The sequence below is a fragment of the Facklamia sp. P12945 genome (assembly GCF_050409485.1).
GTDB lineage: Bacteria > Bacillota > Bacilli > Lactobacillales > Aerococcaceae > Facklamia.
The window spans coordinates 34838-53931 of record NZ_JBNUPJ010000006.1; the positions used below are offsets into that span (position 1 = coordinate 34838).

Consider the following 19094-nt stretch of genomic DNA (forward strand, 5'->3'; position numbering starts at 1 on the left):
ACCATAAACGACATGCGTTTACAGTGCTTCATAATACAAATTTTTACTCTTCTTCTTCGTCTTTAGCACCAATTACTTCAGGTTCTATCACTTCAGTTTCTTCCTCTTCTTCTGGTTCTTCTGTTGGAGCAGAAACTGAAACGATTGTTTCAGTTGAATCTTCTAAGATTTCAACGCCTGCTGGAACTGCTAAATCAGCAATTGTCTTAGTGTCACCAATTTCCATTCCAGTAACATCAATTTCAAATGAGTTCGGAATAGTGTCTGGTTTAGTTTCGATTTCCACTGTATTAAGTGTTTGTTCCACAATGCCAATTTTAACTGTTTCTTCGTTAATAATGCTTAATGGAACTTCAACAATAATCTTCTGATCAGCAGAGATAGCTTCTAGGTCAACTGAATAGAAAATATCTTTTAAAGCTGCTTTAGAAAAGTCTTTCAAGATTACTTTTTGCGTTTTACCGTCGTAGTTTAAATCAAAAACCGCGTTAGATCCTTCTTTTTTTAGAAGTGATTCGAATTCGCGACGATCAACTAATAAAGAAGTTGCTTCTAATTTTTGCCCATATAAAACTACTGGGATTTTACCTTCACGACGTGCTTGTTTAGAAGCACCGGTACCTGTCTTTGTTCTTAATTCTGCACTAATTGCCATATATAAGAGCTCCTTTATAACTTATTGCATATAGAATGCTAGATTTGCTGTAAATTTTTACACATAAATTATCATATCAAAAACCAGCTCACAATACCAGTGTTTTATGACTAGTCTTAGTGATTTTTCTATATAATTTTCTTTTTTGCCCTTATTCTTTTAAAAAATAACTACAAACTTAATTTATTTATCTTTGGTAGTGGTTTTTCTACTAGTCGTTTTATCTTTTGATGTTACTTTTTAGCGCTTTTTTTCCTTTTCATAAATATTTGAGGGATTATCTAAATCAATATTTTGTTTATCTTGATTACCTTCTTGAGCAGCCTTAATAAGAGTATAAGTTGACATCTTATAAGCATCACTTGCAATATTTGCTTTATTGGTACTATCACAAGCAGCTAATACAAGAATGGTAATAAGAAATAAACTTACTCTTAAAAATGGGCTTTTTAATTTTCTAAGTTTTCCTTTCTAATTGCTTGTCTTATAACTAGTTAAATCTTAGTCAACCCTTGTGCGATTGTCTAGTCAATCCCCTTATTCTAGCTAGTCTAATTTAAAATAAAAAACAGCCAATCTGGCTGAACTCTCTAAAAAGTATTTTTTTAAAAAATATGAGATTTTTTGCTAAAAATCTTTAGCTTTATTACAAATACCGCCGGAGGGAATCGAACCCCCATCGAAAGAACCGGAATCTTCCGTGATATCCATTACACTACGGCGGCCTAACGATTACCTATTATACCAAACTCAAATTGCTAAAAGCAAGAAATAAGCCAATAAAAAAGGACTAACAATTAATGATGCTAGTCCTATTCTAAAAATAAGATTGTAAAAATTATCCACTATTGGTCCATGATTGAACCTTGTCTAGACCTAAGGTAAATTATTGGTGTGGTTGTGCCATCTGGATGAAGACGCTCAATTAAAATCAAACCTGCGTCATTGGCATAATAGATACGGATTGTATCTCCGTTATTCTTTGCCATCTCTTCAACAAGCAAAACATCAGTATAAATTTCTTGACCAATTGTTAGCGAGTCCACCCTACCAATTACTTTTTTCTTAATTTCTTCTTGATAGCCTGATTTAAAAATTGTTCCTTCACTTATATCTACAGGTAGAATGAGTGAAACATTGTCATCTGAAGCATCAGCGGAATACCTCAGGTCTTCCACCACCGTATAATCATCAAAGTAAGCGAGTTCATATAGACCATCGGGCTTAATTTGATAAACGTAGGCTACGGCTTTTGTATCTGTAAACTCTGCGACTTGAAAAACTCCATTTGCATCAGGCATGAATTCCATGATGATATCTTTAGTAGAGTATTCACTTCCATCTCCCACGTATTGATAATTTAAATAATGCACATAAGGAATGAGTTGCTTAAATAGACCGACATCAGGTAGAGGGTCAAAAACAGCTTCATTACTTGTTTCAAAAATTTCTTGACTAGACGGCTCGTCAGTTTGCTCTATCCCTACTTGCTCTTCTGTCGTTTCCTCTTGGCCGTGAACTATTGCTAAAGGATTTAAATTAAAAACCAGGAAAATGCCTAAAAGAGTTAAGAGCAGGTACATTTTTTGAAATTTACTTTTATTCAAATTCATTCTACCTCCCATGTAATTGTTATTATATCTATAATATATCCTTCTTCAACATAACTATTATATCATAGCTAGTTTAAAGGAGGCTTGAGTTAAAATGGAATATTTAATGAAATTAAGCCTGTAACACGCAAATCTTATGAATTTTTTATGAAGACTCATTTTAAGATGTTATTAATAGCGTTTTCTAAAATCCTTATGATATGCTATAGAGACAAGACGTAAGTTAAAGGAGAGAAAAAAATGACAAATTGTATTTTTTGTAAGATTATCAACGGAGAGGTTCCTAGTGCTAAGGTCTATGAAGATGATGAGGTCTTTGCCTTTTTAGATATCACTCAAGTTACCAAAGGACATACTTTAGTCATACCAAAGAAACATGTTAAAGATATTTTTGAGTATGATCCAGAGTTAGCAAGTACCGTTTTTAGTCGAATTCCGAAAATTGCCGACGCCATTAAAAAAAGCATACCAGGTGTTAAGGGCATGAATATTCTCAATAACAATGGAGAAGTCGCCTATCAATCTGTTTTCCATTCACACATTCACCTGATTCCACGTTATCATAAAGAAGAAGGATTTAAATTACATTTTGAAGACCATTCAGATGGTTACACTCAGGATGAATTTCAGCAATTGGCAGCATCAATTAAACAAACAATAGAAAGTGGCGATTAGTATGAAAAATTTCCCACAAGGTTTTCTAACTGGCTTAGCTCTTGGAGTACTAGCGGGGTTAATGAATGCTAAACAATCTGGTGAGAAAACAAGACATCAACTAAAAAAGACTTATAAAGATTTTAAAGTTGATTTCCAACAAGTTGATCAAGACTATGCCCGTTTTCATTCAGCTATTCAGTCGTTGACTGCAGAAGCTAAGCAAACTATGGACTTTATTTCTCATTTAACCAATCAAACTAAACAAAAAGTCATGGATGAAACAGAACCTAGAATAAGAAGAATTAAAGAAAATGTTAAGCAATTAAATGAAGATATTGAGGGAATGTCTTCAGCTAATTTAAACTCATATAAGAATTAAATTCAGGTTTTAATTTATAAAAATTATGATGTTTTTTAGAATTTCTAGCTTATATTATCTTTTCTAATCATTAAGTGTTAAGATATATTTATGCTTATGTTATAGCAAATTATAGTAGAACTATAGGAGTGAAAATTAATATGAAAAAATCAATCCGTACTTGGATTTTAACAGCAGCAAGTGTCGCACTTGTTGCATTGCCGAATTTAACAAGCGTTTCAGCTCAAGAGGGTGTAATTGCCACTATTGGAGAGACAACTATCACTGCTGAAGATTTTTATCAAGATATGAAAGAACAATTTGGCTCTACTGCTCTACGCTCAAAAATTATTGAAGCTGTTTTAATTGAAAATGTAGAAGACGCTGAAGGAGCTAAAACAAGAGCTGCTGAAGAAGTTCAGTCACAAATTCAAGAATTGGGTGGAGAAGAGGTATTCCAACAATTCTTATCTTACCAACAATTAGGTAGCGCTGAACAATATGAATACCAATTATATATCCGTAATCTTTTACAAGAAATTGTTGAAGGTCGCATCGATATGTCAGATGAAGCCATTCAAAATTTCTATGATAATGATTACCAACCAATGATGGAAGCACAGCATATTCTAGTTGATACGGAAGAAGAAGCTTTAAATGCTATTGAACGCATCAATAATGGCGAAGAATTCGATACCGTTGCTCAAGAATTATCTAAAGATGGTTCTGCAGAAAATGGTGGATTATTAGCCCCTTTCTCGCCAGGACAAATGGTTCCAGAATTTGAAGAAGCAGTTAAGTCTTTAGCTAATGGAGAAATGACGAGCGAACCTGTTCAATCTGAATTTGGCTACCACGTTATTAAAACAATCAACAATGGTGAAAAGAAACCATTAGAAGAGAGTAAAGAAGAAGTAGTTGAAGCATATAAACAAAGTAAGTATGCTGACTCTAACTTTACCTATGGAATTGTCGGAGAGCTTATTAAAAACTCTGACTTAAAGATTGAAGATCCTGAATTAAAAAATGCAGTGGATGATTTAATCAATTTAGCTGACCAACCAGAGGATGCTTCTGCTGAGGAAGTACCTGCTGCTGAAGAGGCTCCTGCTGAAGAGGCTCCTGCTGAAGAAGCGCCAGCCGAATAGAAACTATTTTAAATATAAAAAGGTTGAGGAAAATCCTCAACCTTTTTTGTTTTACTGTATTAAAATATTAAAGCGTTTCACGTGATTTTTGCTCTTTAATTAAGTTATTAACTTCTGCCATCAATGCTTTCGGCAAGTCTTTAGTATCCATTAATTCATTATGAACAATAAAGTGTTCAAGTTCATAAAGATTTATAATCCATGGAGCTACATCCTCAGCATTGGCTTCTTCTCTATCAGCAAACCAATATTCAAAAGTAAAGAGCGTAGTATCATTTTCTCCAGGATCAATTGTTAGAACCATATCGTCATTTTTCCATAAATAGGCCAATAAATGTCCTTCTTCAACATCTGTTAACATCAAATGATGCGCTTGTCCATTTCTTGTTACTTTAAATGACCCACCTGGTTTGCAGTCAATCATCCTCATATCTGACTTCCACTTAGATAAGTATTCATTATCAGTCCAATGGTTCCATACTGCTTCCGGAGTTGCATTAATTTCTCCTTCAAAGAATAGAGAAAAACCAAGATCAGTTTGAGGGTTTTCTACTTGTTCATGGTGACAACCACATCCATGATGGTAGTTATGTTCTGCATGATGATGGCATCCACATAAGTGCTCAGAGTTCGATTTAGAATGATTAACTTGGCATTGACCCTCATGATTAGACCCATGATTTTTGCAATTACATTTCTTTGGATTGCTATTATCTGTCATTTATTTGCCTACTTTCTGAAATTTGGTTTATAAAAACTACGACGATCCAATGGGAAAATTTGAGCACTTTCTTGACCTTCTTGTGTCTTATCTAAAACAGACAAAATCATATTAACAGTAGCATCTAAATTATCAATATGGTGAAGAATTTCTGCTTCAAGAATACGCGGTTGAACAGGACTACCATATTCCAATTTACCATGATGTGCTAGTACAACGTGCTTTAATAAAACAACGGCTTCTTTATTAGGATCAATACCAATTTGTTGACATACTTGTTCAATCATTTCTGACATAATGACGATATGACCTAACATTTTACCTTTAAAAGTATATTCGGTTGAGATAGCTCCAGATAGTTCAATTGTTTTGCCGATATCGTGAAGTATCAGTCCACCAATAAGTAGGCTAGAATTTATTTGCGGATAGATAGCCAAAAGTGCTCTAGCAATTTTCAACATAGAAACAGTATGATAACTTAAACCGCCTGCCATTGCATGATGGTTTCTTTTAGCAGCTGGATAGCTGTAAAAAGCTTCTTCATGTTCACTCAAAATTTTTCGCACAATTCGATTAATATTCGGTTCTTGAATGAGAAATAAAGCGTCATTAATCTGTTCTTTTATATCATCAATTTTCATAGAAATTCGTTCAACATAAAGTGTTGGATCGTTGGGTTCTCCTTCTTCAGCTAAACGAAGTGCTTTAATTTTTACTTGAGGACTTCCTTGATAAGTATCCCGATTAGCTCTCAGAAAAACAACCTTACCGACTTGGAATTTGTTAATTTCTTCTTCAGTAGCAGACCAATACATACCATCCATGGATCCAGAACGGTCTTGAAAACGGAAGGCAATAAATGGTTTGCCATTTCTAGCGGTTCTCACATCTGCTGCTTTAATAAGAACATAAATTCCAAATTCGTCTCCTTCATTAATCTCATATAATAAACTCATTTAGCTCTCCTCCTGGGTTGAATTCGTTTCTATTAGCTCGTCTAAGTTAATCATCGAATCAATCGCTAATGTATCCGCAGCCATTTGATCAAAAGTAAAGAATAAAACTTGATGATTTTGACTGATGGTCTCTAAAACTTTATACATGCTTGCTTTACGTATTTCGTCGAAGTTCACAAAAGCATCGTCGATTATGATAGGCATTGATACCATTGAAGAGGCATTCACTATAAAAGCTAAACGTAGAGCGACATATAATTGCTCCAAGGTTCCTTGCGAAAGTTCATGGGGTGAAAACAGCACATCTGAAAACTGTTTAACTTTGATTCCGGTTTTATTCAATTTAATTTGATCATAACGCCCATAGGTTAATTTAGAAAAAATTTCATTAGCCATTTTATTCATTTCAGGAATCGGATTATCCATTCCTTGTCTTAATGTTTGATAGATTAAATCGACAGCAATTTTTTTCTTACTCCACTCTTGAACATATTTAATGATTTCTGCTTTCTTATCTTCCAGTTTTTGTTGTAAGACTTGATAACTTCCATCTTGCTCAAGCTGATTTAAAGCCACTTCAATATTTGCACGCTGATATTGATGAGGTTGTACACGACTTTTATTAAGCGTTAATTCATTTTGAACCTTATTATATTGATTGATTAATGACTGTTTACTTTCGATAGCTGACATCTCATTTTCATAACCCCTAATCTGCTCACTATACAAGTGACGTTTTTCTTTGAGTTGCTGAATTTGATTATTGGCTTGAACTTTTTGTCTAAAGTCAACTTGGTCAAAGGAGTTTGTTGATTGATAAATTGATTCAATGATTTCTTGCTGCTCTTGTAGATGTTTTTTCTCTTGAGCAATAATATCTTGAGCATTTCTTATACGTTCCTCCATCGCTTTACCACGTTCCACTTGACGGGCGATTGAAACTTCAGTTTCTTCAACGTGGTGTATAAGAACCTTGATACTTTGATCTCCCAAAGGAAAACGCTCAAGTAGTGGAGCGATTTGTTTGCGCCATTTGGCAATCTCGACATTGAGGTCATTTCGCTCTTCTTCATATTGTTGACGAATTGTTTCAGCTTGAAAGTACTCTTTAACCGGATTCGATTTAAGAACAATTTCTGCATCTGCAGTTGGATAAAAGCCTAAGGCAACTAACCATCGTTGCTGCTCTTGTCTTTTTCTGACTAAGTTTTCTTCAACCGATCGAAGATTGGCTTCTCGTTGATTGATGTCTTGACCTAGTTCTTGACTTCTATCTTGATAATGGCGCTCTTTTCTTTGTAATTCAGCCATTTTCTCAATTGCTGGCGAGGAATGAAATTTCTTTTTATATTTTAGATGCTCAAAGAAGACATAAGCGGTTGAAAGTATACCTAATCCGATTAAAATCAAAGCAATCCAACGGAAATTCGCCCCTGTCTGATTAAGTAAATGATAAATACCCATTGCTAGTCCTAAAATGATTGAAAGAGCCCCTATAAGATAATGCCTAATATTTGTAGCTTGTTGTAATTGAGCTCTTTCATTCATACGCATACTTTCTAGTTTTGCGTGCTGCTGTCTAACTGTGACAGAGTAGGTTTGCAATTCTTTTCGCTGATCTAGGAAAACTTTTCTCTCTGCTTGAATAGAATCTTTTTGTCCTTCAAAATCATCTATGGCCGCTTGAATTTCGTAACCTTGCTCGATTTCACGGTCAAACTCTGAGGACTTCTTTACTTTTTCAGGATAAAACTGTCCTTCACGAGCCAGTCGAGCCATAGTATTGGTTTGTTCTTGAATTCTTTCTAAAACGTGTTCTAAACGTAAATCCACCTTTTTAATATGGGCGGTATCACTTGACCATTGTCTCCTTTGGTCTTCGTGGTTTTTTCCCCAATTTAGACGGGTTAGGGTACTCATTTCATTGTTTAAATTGTGAATACGCTCTTGCATTTGTTGTATAGTCTTTTGACTATCATTTTTGGTCCGAACAGCCTCTTCTAATTTTTCTGGCATATCCTTATCCATTTTAGTAAAAACTAATTGCTCTAACTCTCTTTGAGCGACGAGGTCTTTTTGATAAATATCAAACCTTGTCATCAACTGATCCAATTGTCTTTGCTTTTCTTCTAAATCATGAATAGACTGATTAAGACCTTCAATTTGATCTATTTCAGCTTGCTGTTGGTCGAACAGGTCATCATACTTCGCCATATTTTGCTTCATTTTCTCAATGGATTGACTAAGTTCTTCAAATTCCAATAACGCTTGATTAAGTTTAGGATTTTTCCCCTTTAATTTATAAAGTTGCCCCAGATCTTTTTCGAAATATTTAGCCACAGAAAGAAATTTATCTGATCCAACCGTTCCGATTGATAGGAAATAATCACCCAATTTTTCTGCATCAACATTTGACAGTTCCTGCAAATTTTGCAGTGAAAAGGCATAAAAGGAGTCAAAGAGGTTTTCATCTAATCCACTTAAGATTTGATCTAACACTAGTTGTTCAAGCTCATGCCCTTTTGTATCTGTTAAAGTTAGACCTCTATTAGTTCTTTCCACCCAAATATCTCCATGGCTAGTTTCTTTTAAAAGAATTCTGCCCCCATATACTTCACTAAGTTTGGGTTCATAGCGATTAATTTGATTGACCCGTCGATGTTTAGAAGGAAATCCGAAAAGAATACTTCGAATAAAAGATTGGAGTGTTGATTTCCCAGCTTCGTTCTGACCAAAAATCAACTGTAATTGATCATCTAAATCAAAGCGTTGATTAACCCATTTACCGTATCCATAGATATCAAGGGTGCTAATCTTCACTATCAATCGCCTCCTTAAATTCAAATCCGATTGCTTGAATCATTAACTCTTGTGCTGATCGAATAGATTCCTTCTTCAATTCTTCATCCAATGATAAATCTGACATCCTTTGCTTAATAATTGGGTGGTCAAATAATTCTGCTAGACTTTCATGATATGCTTTACCTTCTTGCATATCTTGACAAGCCGCTTGGAAGCTAGTTTTTAATGTTTTATCATATTCGAAGGCATCTAATACCATTTGACGCTCAAGCTTTACCCTAACAATAATCGCGAATTTTTCGATCGACTGGGGTTCAGTGAGTATCGATTCAACCTCACCTTTTTCAATTTGTTCTTGTATATCGATTGGCAAACGTTGTGCATTTTTTAAAGTTAAAGAAATAATCTTCGAAGGTAGGCCCTTATCAACCTCATCTTTAAAGTTATTGACTAAGGATTCTATCGCCCATAACAAATCATTAACTTGCCAGTTTTCCTGACACTCTATGATTTCATCTCTCCATTCAATTTCAGCTAAATGAATAAATTCAGATTTTACCTTTTGATCGACTTCTAAGGTGACTAAATAGGCTCCCTTGTCGCCAATCTCCAGGCGATTTCTACCTTGAGGACTACCAGCATATTGAATAAGCGGGAATGTGGATAAAGTATTTGCCTGATGGATATGTCCAAGAGCCCAGTAATCATAATTTTTTGAGATTAGTTGCTCCAATGTAAAAGGAGCATAATTTCCCTTTTGCGTCGTACTTAACAATTCCCCGTGATATAAACCTACGGTAAAGTCCGTTTCATTGTTTTTTGCAGGGAATTCTTGGGCCTTGGATTCATGAATCCAACGTTTATTATAAGAAAAACCATAGAAGCGACAAGTTTGATTATCATTTGTCTTTATATCGATATGGTCAATCGACTCATCTTTAAAGACGTAAACATTTTCAGGATATTGCATCAGTAAGCGTTGGTTATTAAGAAAGTCATGATTCCCATGACAAATAACCACTGGGATTTCTGCTGCTTTCAGTCGTTCTAATTCTTTTAAAAAAGCATGTTGAGCATAAATTGTTTGTTTTTGAGTATCATAAATATCTCCTACAATAACAACAGCGTCTACATCTTCTTTAATAGCGTATGAAACGCCTCGATGGAATGCCTTATATGGAGCTTGGATTAGAACTTCTTGTAAGCTAGGGTATTGTTTTTGCATTCCAGCAAAGGGGCTATCTAAATGTAGGTCAGCAAAATGCATGAAACGCATCTCGGTCTCCTCTCTCCAAAATAATTGGTTGATAAAAGCAACTGAAAGAACCTCGAAAGATAATTGTTCGATGGCTTCCAGTTGCCAAATTCAAATTTATTCAGTTGGCGCTTGATATAAGTCTTGTAGTGGCTTGGTAATAATTTGATTGATTTCTTCCATTAGAAATCCGAGTTGTTGTTCGTTTTCCATTAACTTCTTAATTGAAGGGTTTTCCATTACTTTTGCATACAAGTTTTGAACTTCTGTGATTTTCTCTTCACTCGGCTGTTCAGTCATTGTCTGAAGTGACTGTGAGACCTGACGAAACTCTTCAAACAACTGATTGCTTTCAGGATCTTTCTTTATTTCTTCGAGTGCCGATTTTACATTCAAATAAGCTGGCAACTGTCGTAATTCGCGTTCTAAAGTGTTAGCTGTATCATAAATATTAATGTTCATAATAACCTCATTTCTATATGATAATAGTATCAATTTTTAGTCTTTTTTTCAATCAAACTGAGGTGAAAGCACCCATTTTTATTGGGCGTTTTTTAAATGGGTAGGTCTAAGTTTTCGATCCAATTGATAACCTCTTGTGTTTTTTCACTACTAAAAGATTTAACCTTTTCCCATAGATTACTTCCGTTCTCTTTAAGTGTTGAAAAAAGTTCTCCGTCAAAGTTGAAATCAACATTTTCCAACCAATCACCACCCATTTTACCATTGGTATCTGCTTCCATTTGCGAAGCGTAGCTGACATCAAATGGTGTTTGTGGCGAGTATGCCATCATGTAAGAAGTTTGACTATTAAATAATCTCCCCATGCCAGTTGGCATAATTTCATCCAAATTAGCACTTTCTACGTCATCCAGACCAATCCATGTCGCTATCGCAAAATCTGGGGTATAACCAACCATCCAACGGTCTCGCGTTTGGGTTGAACCGTCTGATACTTCAGTTGTTCCTGTTTTACCAGCAATCAAACCTGTATTAGGGCCTGCGCCATATCCAGTACCATTGCCACCATATGTATCTAACATCATGCTGGTCATATCTGCGGCAATCGTTTTGGTCATGATTAAGTGACGTTTAGGTTTTTCGTTATCATATACAACTTTCCCAGAAATATCTTCAATTCGTCGAATAAAGTAAGATTCATTTCTTATTCCCTTATTAGCAAAAGTCGCATAAGCTGAGGCTAATTGCACAGGGCTTACTCCTGTCGAAAAAGCCCCTAAGGCCAAGGTCAACTGCTGGTCTTGTTGGGGAACTTCAATACCAAATTGATGCAGTTTATCGACTGCGGTTTGAATTCCTAATTTATCTAGTAAATAAACAGCGGATGTATTTTTACTTTGTGATAAAGCATAGTATAAGGGGACTTCTCCTCTAGGATCCGTTTGACGATTAAAGTTTTCTGGAGCAAATTGATCCTTACCATAAGCCTTAACAACATCAGGAACCATCGAATGCATATTAAATCCATTCTCAAGAGCTGGTAAATAAACTGCTAAGGGCTTAATGGTCGATCCAGGAGCACGATACATATCGCTAGCACGGTTAAAGCCGCGATAGACATATTCTCCTCTTCCTCCATAAATTGCCATAATTCCCCCAGTACGAGTATCAACTATCGCACTTGCGCTTTGAACAATCGGCGCATCATATGCCCCATCATTAAATAAATAAGCATTCTCTTGATAAGCGTTATTAAGACCTTGTTGAGCATTGATATCTAAATTAGTATAAATTCGATAGCCCTTGGACATAAGGTCTTCTTCAGGGATGTTTACCTTACGAATAGCTTCATTGATCACCGCATCAAAGTAAAATGGATATTCATGTCCAGAACTGGCTGGAACATAATTGTCTAAAAGAGGTATAGACATTGCTTTGTAATCCTCTGCGTTAGAAAATGAGATAACCCCTTCATCAGCCAAAAGATCAGCAATGACATTTCGTCGGTCAATAGCTGCTTGATAATCATCAATTGGATTATATAAGGAAGGACCTTTTAAGATACCGGTTAGAACCATTGATTGATTCTGATCTAATTGGTAAGCATTAATGCCAAAGTATTTTTGAGCCGCATCTTGAATGCCCCAGACTCCATTACCAAAGTAGGCATTGTTTAAATACATTTCAAGAATTTGATCTTTTGAATAAGTTTTCTCAATTTCAAGTGCTAGAAACAATTCTTTTAATTTACGTTGAAAAGTTTGATCCAAGCTGAGAAAAGCATTTTTAGCTAATTGCTGTGTTAAAGTGGAGCCTCCCCCACCAGAAGTATTGCGATTAATAACTAAACGCAAAAAAGCTCGACCAATTCCAATTGTATCGAATCCATTGTGATCATAAAAGCGCTTGTCTTCAGTTTTAACAACTGTTTCTTGCATTAAGGGAGATATCTCATCTAAGGTCACATAGCTTCCTTTTTGCGATAAGAGTGTACCTACATATTGATCTTGCTTGTCATAGATTTCTGTTTTTGTTTGCAGGGAATCTTGCAGTTGTTTAACATCAGTCGTTTTCGCAATAAAAACCAAATAAGAGGTTAAGAATAAGGTAAGTGATAAAGCAATAAACACTAACCACTTCCATCCTCGGTAATAGCGCCAAATATTTTTGATCCCTTGAAATATTTTATGTTTACTCGATTGCATTTTAAATTTCTCCATTTAATCATTCACCTACTTTGTTAATTCTATCCTAGACAGAATTATATCGACCGCCTTCCAACTAAAGGCCGAGGTCAATCTTTTTATTAAATTATACTAAATGATTAAGAAAATTTATGAAAGATTGTATGACTTTTGCCTAAGTATTCAAATAGCCATCTAACTGATGTCTCAATGAAACATTTTTAGAAGGCTAATAATTGAAAATTAATTAAATTCTATAAATTGACAGATGTATTTAAAAGTTCATCATAAACAGCTTTATATGCTTTAGCAGGTGCAGTCCAAGAGAAATCTTTACCCATGGCTTGCTTCACTAACTTCTGCCAAACTTCCTTTTGATTAATATAAATATCTAAGGCCATATTAATGGTAAAAAGTAAATTGTCGCGGTTAAAACCTTTAAATGAAAAACCGGTTCCCTGGCCAGTATATTTATTATAAGCTTCGACAGTATCTTTTAAGCCTCCTGTCTCATGCACCAGAGGCAGTGTGCCATAGCGCATGGCAATCATTTGCGAGAGACCACAAGGTTCAAAAGCAGATGGCATCAAGAAAATATCGCTGGCAGCATATATTTGCTGAGCCAGTCCAAGATCAAATTGAATGCAAGCTCTCAGTTGATCAGGGTATTTCTGCTCGAAATAGCGAAATGAATCTTCAAAGTGTTGGTCTCCAGTACCTAAAATAACCATTTGAACATTTTGTTGCAGTAAATCATCCATAATTTGCTCAACTAATTGCAAACCTTTTTGGTCTGTCAGCCGGCTGACGATTCCAATTAAAGGGATCTGATTATCTTGTTTAAGAGTAAGTTGCCTTTGAAGGTAGCTTTTTACTTTAGCTTTGTTTGAAAGATCTGATTGATCATAATGATAAGGCAAATAGCTGTCTGTCTTGGGATTATTGATTTCTAAATCGATTCCATTAATAATTCCTTTAAGTTTCCATTCATTTCGCCTTAATACTGCATCTAAACCTTCACCAAATTCTGGAGTTAATATTTCTTGAGCGTAGGTCGGACTGACCGTTGTTACTCGATCGGCAAAGTTAATACCACCCTTAAGGTAATTCATATTGTTGTGGTACTTCAAACCATCGTCGGTAAAGGTATTAAAGCCAGTGCCAAAGACATTCGAAAGCATGGATGCATCATAAATCCCTTGAAAACGTAAATTGTGAATAGTGAGTACTTTTCGAATGTTTTTTAAGGATTCCTTCCAGTGATAACGATCGATTAAAAGAGCGGGTATCATAGCCGTTTGCCAATCATTGCAATGAATAATTTCTGGTATCCAATTAATTACTTCCAGCATTTCAATGATAGCAGTTGAAAAATAGGCAAAGCGTTCGCCATCATCCCATTCTCCATATAAAGAAGCGCGATCAAAATAAGCCAAATTATCAATGAAGTAATAGGTTACTCCATGGTCCTTCAATTGCTTAATTCCACAGTAGACATTTCGTTGCCCCAGTTGGAAACGAAAATGTGCAATTTCTTCTAGCTGTTGCGCATATTCATTAGCCATTTGACTATAGAAAGGAAGCACCACACGAACATCAAGCTCGGGTTCCTTCGCTAACTCTTTTGGCAATGCAGAAGCGACATCTCCTAGACCTCCTGTTTTAAAGAAAGGAGCCGCTTCAGCTGAGGCATAAAGTATTTTCATTTAAATCCTCCTAATCTACCCTTGCATCCACAATTTCATTTTTAGCTTTTACAATTAATTTATCAGGGCGTCCACGAATCACTGTGCCGGGCTTAACCACGACATTTTTATCTAAAATGGCGTACTCTACTGTGGCTCCCTCTCCAATTTCAACCCCTTGTTGAATAATTGAATTTCTCACACTAGCATTCTCCCCAATTTGAACTCGCCGATTAATTAAAGAGTCGATTACTTCACCGTAAACGGTCGTTCCAGTTGCTAAAATTGCATTTCGCACATAGGAACGCTCATGGTAATAGGTTGGAATTCCATTTTTGGATTTGGTACGAACAGCCTGATCCGTATGGAATAAAGCTGCAAAGGATAAATGGTTTAACATGTCCATATTGGCTTGATAGTAGGCTTCTACCGTATTAATATTTGCGGTATAACCAGTATATTCATAAGGATGAATGCTATAATCCAATAAATAAAACTGAATAAGATCATCTATTTCAAGATACTGCTCTTCTCTATCAGCTCGGTCAATTAAAGCTAAAAGAATGTCTACAGATAGAAAATACATATCTAAGCTGGAACTAACGGATGCAAGAGCGGGTTTTTCTGAGTTAGGTAATAGATCGACGATATTTTTTTCTTCATCAAACGCAACGATGCGTTCGTTGGGATGGTCCATCCCTATAGTCGATGCAATCACATTTTTATAAACTAAAGTTACATCTTTCTTACTTCTAATGTGCGATTGACGTAAGTCATTAATATTTAAATTAGCGATAATCTTCGATCCAGATACAAAGACATACTTAGCTTTCGATCTTTCTAAGAAGATTCGATGATTATAATAGTAGTCTTCATGGTCGTTCTCTCGATGATAACGCGCCTTCCAGTCTTGTTGAGAGAAGGTGAAAATACCTCCTCTAATCCGTGAATCAAGATTCCATGAGGCTCCTGAGCGGATATGATCATACAGAGAGCGTCCGGACTCACCAATAAACATAGCCACCGATTGAACTTGAGCGTAAGAAAGAGAAGATAAAATAAAATCAATAATGCGATAACGACTCGCAAATGGCAAAGCTGCGATAGGACGATTATAAGTTAAAGGATATAGAGGTTGATTGTCTTCTGTTAAATTTAAAATTGCACAAGTCTTATGCTGAACCATTTAATTCTTCCTTTCTATCTGATCGCCAAAACCGACAACTGCAATGTCTCTTTCTGTTCCAATCACCATTGCTCCATCTGCTATTCGAGCATTCTCGCCAACAATTGCATACTCAATTCGACAAGATGCTCCAATCCTAGCATTAGCCATGATCACTGAATCGGTAATCTGAGAATCCAGCCCCACCTTTACGTTTTCGGAAAGAATAGACCGGTGAATTTCTCCTGATACATAACATCCATCAGTAACAAAGGAATCATAGATCGCCGCATGGTCCGTCACTACTTGCGGAGGTAGAACCGGATTATTCGAGTAGACACGCCAATCAGGATTGGAGTGATAGAGTGGGTGATCTTGATTCAAAATCTCCATATTTGCTTCCCATAAGGATGAAATAGTTCCCACATCTTTCCAGTAACCGTCAAAGGCATAAGCATAAGATGCTTCATCATTGGCTAAATAAAGTGGAATAACGTGTTTACCAAAATCTTCTAATTGATTATCTTGATCTTGATCTTCAATTAAATAGTTACGTAATTTCTGCCAATTGAAAATGTAGATCCCCATTGAAGCCAAATTTGATTGTGGCTGATCAGGTTTTTCCTCGAATTCAACGATACGATCATTTTTATCTGTGTTCATAATTCCAAAGCGTGTTGCTTCTTTGATAGGCACAGGTTTCACAGCAACTGTTAAAGAAGCGCCTTTTTCTTTATGAAAATCTAACATCTTTGAATAATCCATTTTATAAATATGATCTCCAGATAAAATTAAAACATATTCTGGATTAACAGAATCGATATAGGTTATGTTCTGATAAATAGCATTTGATGTCCCTTTAAACCACTTTTCTCCATCAGTGGATGAATAAGGTTGTAAAATAGTTGTGCCACCACCGCTAGCATTAAAGCCCCAAGCCTCCCCATTAGCGATATGACCATTTAATTCTAGAGGTTGGTACTGAGTAATGACCCCCACTTTATGAATGTTAGAATTTGCACAGTTACTTAAAGCAAAGTCAATAATACGATACCTTCCTCCAAATGGCACTGCGGGCTTAGCAATCTGCTTGGTCAAAACGCCCAACCTACTTCCTTGACCTCCGGCTAGTATCATCGCAATCATTTCATCTTTCATTTTAGCGTTTGGATACTAACTGCTTAGCATCCTTCTCCTTTCTATCTTGATGCAAATTTATATGTTCAATAAATTGAACGGATAAAGCTGGAACTTCAATCAAACAACAATAATCTTGCTTACAACAGCTTTTATTTTTTGCTTGGTAAAACTTTTGCCAATTTTGTTGATAACCTGCAAATTGATCTGCTTGACTATTAAGATAGACAAGAAAATCTCCACTTTCAGGGACACCTAATTCCACATCATAATAATGATTTTTTGAAAAATTAATCATTATCACAGAGTATGATTGTTTGTTTTTAGACCAACGAATAAAACTTAGCAATCCTCTCTCTAAATCATCCGCATCCAAAACTGTTATTCCTTCTGGATGATGATCCAATTGATAAAATTCTGGCCTATTTAAGCCAATCTTATTGATAGTTCGCATAAACGCTTGATATTCACTATTATATTCTTGCTTTAGTCCTTGCCAATCTAATTCTTCATAATAACGCCACTCTATAAATTGTCCCAATTCATTACCCATAAAATGAAGTTTTTTACCAGGTTGAGCTAACATATAGGCATGTAAAAGTCTCAAATCAGCAAATTGATCATAGCGACTACCTGGCATTTTAGCTAGCAAGGATTTTTTCCCATGAACAACCTCATCATGAGAGAAAGGAAGTAAGTAACGTTCTTTAAATTGATACATAAAAACAAAAGTAATGAGACGTAATTGAGCTGGCCTTTGATTGTAAGGAAGTTGGAAAAACCGTAAGACATCATTCATCCAACCCATATTCCATTTATAATCAAAACCCAATCCTCCATGAGCAATATCCAAAGTTATTCCGCTAGATGAAGTGGCTTCTTCAGCAATCATATAAACCTCAGGATAGTAATCTTGAACCCATTGATTCATTATGCGTAAGAAATGATAGCCTTCAAGGTTGTCATTTCCTCCATATTTATTAGGCGTCCAGGGACCTTGATCAAAATCGAGATAAAGAATATTTGAAATAGCATCTGCTCGAATACCATCCAAATGAAATTCAGACAGCCAATAATTTAAATTTGAGATTAGAAAAGATTGTACCTGTAATTTTCCAAGGTCAAAATTTAAACTACCCCAGCTAATATTTTTAGCTCGTTGAGGATCTGCATACTCATAACAAGCCTGACCATCAAAATATGCCAAAGCATTCGCATTTTGATTGAAATGACCAGGTACCCAATCAAGAATGACACCAATGCCTTCTTGATGAGCATAATTAACGAAATATTTAAAATCTTCATTACTTCCATATTGACCAGCGACTGCGTAATAGCCGGTTACCTGATAGCCCCAAGAAGGAGCATAAGGAAAGGCAGTTAGAGGCATAAACTCAATGTAGTTATAACCCATTTCTTTAACATAAGGAACTAAACTGTGAGCTAACTCTTTAAAAGAATAAGATCTTCCATCGGGATGCTGTCGCCATGAACTCTGATGAACTTCATAAATTTGTAAAGGACTGTCAAATTTATCTTTAGCCTTGCGTGCTTTTAGCCACTTTTGATCATTCCATGGGAATGGTGTGAGATCTTCGATAATCGATGCATCTTGAGGGGGGGTTTCAAATCGCATAGCGTAAGGATCAATTTTATATTCAATGTGATTATTTCCATGATCCATTCCATATTTATAACAATGTCCTGCTTGAGCGTTTTCAACATATAGACTCCATACACCGCCATCAAGTTTTTCCATCCATAGATTTTTCCAATTAGAAAAATCGCCTTGTAAATATACCTGCCAAGCATTGGGTGCCCATACACTAAACTGATAACCTTTTGAATTTGACTGAACCTGCTTGGCACCTAAAAAATGATAGGCTTGGTCATGCAATTGTGTTGAAAACTTTTCTATTTCTTTGTTTAAGCTACTTCGATCCAAGGAAAATGTCATTGGCAACCTTCCATTCTTATAATTGATAAGTTTGAGACGGACTATTAAGTGAATTGGGTAACTTGTTCAATTACCAATATTGTAACGGAACGCCCTCTAATTTAAAAGAATAATCCCATGACAAAGCCCATTTTAAAGTCAAAATGATATGTTCATTAATATTGAAATTAATTAGTTATAAATATTAAAAATTTAAGCTCTAAAACTCTTGTTTTTTAAATTCATACAAAAAAGCCTCTAACTGACTGAATTTCAGAAAGTTAAAGGCTCTTTTATAAGGGACACTCCATAAGAGTGTCGGTGAGTAACTAGTACTCACGAATCGCAAAATATCCTAAGA

General features: G+C 35.6%; 15 protein-coding genes and 1 tRNA gene. 3 read left to right on the forward strand and 13 right to left on the reverse strand.

Annotation, left to right across the window (positions count from 1 at the left end):
• Window positions 1-43: 43 nt before the first annotated feature.
• From ACQV2X_RS03090 to ACQV2X_RS03100, 3 genes are all read right to left on the reverse strand, one after another.
• A complete protein-coding gene (locus ACQV2X_RS03090; RefSeq protein ID WP_428872939.1) occupies window positions 44-655 on the reverse strand; it encodes a 50S ribosomal protein L25 in 612 nt (203 codons plus the stop codon).
• 653 nt (window positions 656-1308) lie between these two features.
• Window positions 1309-1380: transfer RNA gene (locus ACQV2X_RS03095), tRNA-Arg, on the reverse strand.
• A gap of 120 nt (window positions 1381-1500) precedes the next feature.
• Entirely contained in the window at window positions 1501-2268 is a 768-nt protein-coding gene (locus ACQV2X_RS03100; RefSeq protein WP_428874645.1) for a hypothetical protein, read from the reverse strand.
• A 240-nt stretch (window positions 2269-2508) separates the two neighbouring features.
• On the opposite strand from ACQV2X_RS03100, the gene ACQV2X_RS03105 reads away from it, so the two are divergent.
• The 3 genes from ACQV2X_RS03105 (at window position 2509) to ACQV2X_RS03115 (ending at window position 4431) form a co-directional block, all read left to right on the forward strand.
• Window positions 2509-2943, forward strand: coding sequence for an HIT family protein (locus tag ACQV2X_RS03105; protein WP_428874644.1), 435 nt, complete (start codon window positions 2509-2511; stop codon window positions 2941-2943).
• A 1-nt stretch (window position 2944) separates the two neighbouring features.
• Window positions 2945-3304 (forward strand): YtxH domain-containing protein, encoded by a 360-nt coding sequence (locus tag ACQV2X_RS03110; protein WP_428872935.1) that lies wholly within the window; start codon window positions 2945-2947, stop codon window positions 3302-3304.
• A 140-nt stretch (window positions 3305-3444) separates the two neighbouring features.
• Entirely contained in the window at window positions 3445-4431 is a 987-nt protein-coding gene (locus ACQV2X_RS03115) for a peptidylprolyl isomerase (protein WP_428892493.1), read from the forward strand.
• A 67-nt stretch (window positions 4432-4498) separates the two neighbouring features.
• Here ACQV2X_RS03115 and ACQV2X_RS03120 read toward each other — a convergent pair whose 3' ends face one another.
• The 10 genes from ACQV2X_RS03120 to glgB all read right to left on the reverse strand — a co-directional run bounded on the left by ACQV2X_RS03120 (window position 4499) and on the right by glgB (window position 18754).
• Window positions 4499-5152 (reverse strand): SRPBCC family protein, encoded by a 654-nt coding sequence (locus ACQV2X_RS03120; protein WP_428893295.1) that lies wholly within the window; start codon window positions 5150-5152, stop codon window positions 4499-4501.
• An 8-nt stretch (window positions 5153-5160) separates the two neighbouring features.
• Window positions 5161-6108: a 3'-5' exoribonuclease YhaM family protein gene (locus ACQV2X_RS03125; protein ID WP_428872931.1), complete on the reverse strand. Its 948-nt coding sequence runs from the start codon at window positions 6106-6108 to the stop codon at window positions 5161-5163.
• A complete protein-coding gene (locus ACQV2X_RS03130) occupies window positions 6109-8928 on the reverse strand; it encodes an AAA family ATPase (protein WP_428872930.1) in 2820 nt (939 codons plus the stop codon).
• Window positions 8918-10186 carry a metallophosphoesterase family protein gene (locus ACQV2X_RS03135; protein ID WP_428885093.1) on the reverse strand — a complete coding sequence of 423 codons (1269 nt, stop codon included), beginning with the start codon at window positions 10184-10186 and terminating at the stop codon, window positions 8918-8920. Before ACQV2X_RS03135 ends, ACQV2X_RS03130 begins: the two co-directional genes overlap by 11 nt.
• Window positions 10187-10282: 96 nt before the next feature.
• The gene (locus ACQV2X_RS03140; RefSeq protein WP_428872927.1) at window positions 10283-10627 is read right to left on the reverse strand and encodes a YlbF family regulator; all 345 of its coding nucleotides are present in this window, start codon (window positions 10625-10627) and stop codon (window positions 10283-10285) included.
• 92 nt (window positions 10628-10719) lie between these two features.
• The gene (locus ACQV2X_RS03145; protein ID WP_428885094.1) at window positions 10720-12846 is read right to left on the reverse strand and encodes a transglycosylase domain-containing protein; all 2127 of its coding nucleotides are present in this window, start codon (window positions 12844-12846) and stop codon (window positions 10720-10722) included.
• Window positions 12847-13064: 218 nt separating this feature from the next.
• The gene (gene glgA / locus ACQV2X_RS03150; protein ID WP_428885095.1) at window positions 13065-14516 is read right to left on the reverse strand and encodes a glycogen synthase GlgA; all 1452 of its coding nucleotides are present in this window, start codon (window positions 14514-14516) and stop codon (window positions 13065-13067) included.
• 10 nt (window positions 14517-14526) lie between these two features.
• On the reverse strand, window positions 14527-15681 hold the full coding sequence (gene glgD / locus ACQV2X_RS03155) for a glucose-1-phosphate adenylyltransferase subunit GlgD (protein WP_428872924.1): 1155 nt from the start codon (window positions 15679-15681) through the stop codon (window positions 14527-14529).
• A complete protein-coding gene (locus ACQV2X_RS03160) occupies window positions 15682-16818 on the reverse strand; it encodes a glucose-1-phosphate adenylyltransferase (RefSeq protein WP_428872923.1) in 1137 nt (378 codons plus the stop codon).
• Between the two features lies 1 nt (window position 16819).
• Window positions 16820-18754, reverse strand: a complete 1935-nt coding sequence (gene glgB, locus ACQV2X_RS03165; RefSeq protein ID WP_428885096.1) for a 1,4-alpha-glucan branching protein GlgB — start codon at window positions 18752-18754, stop codon at window positions 16820-16822.
• Window positions 18755-19094 lie beyond the last annotated feature (340 nt).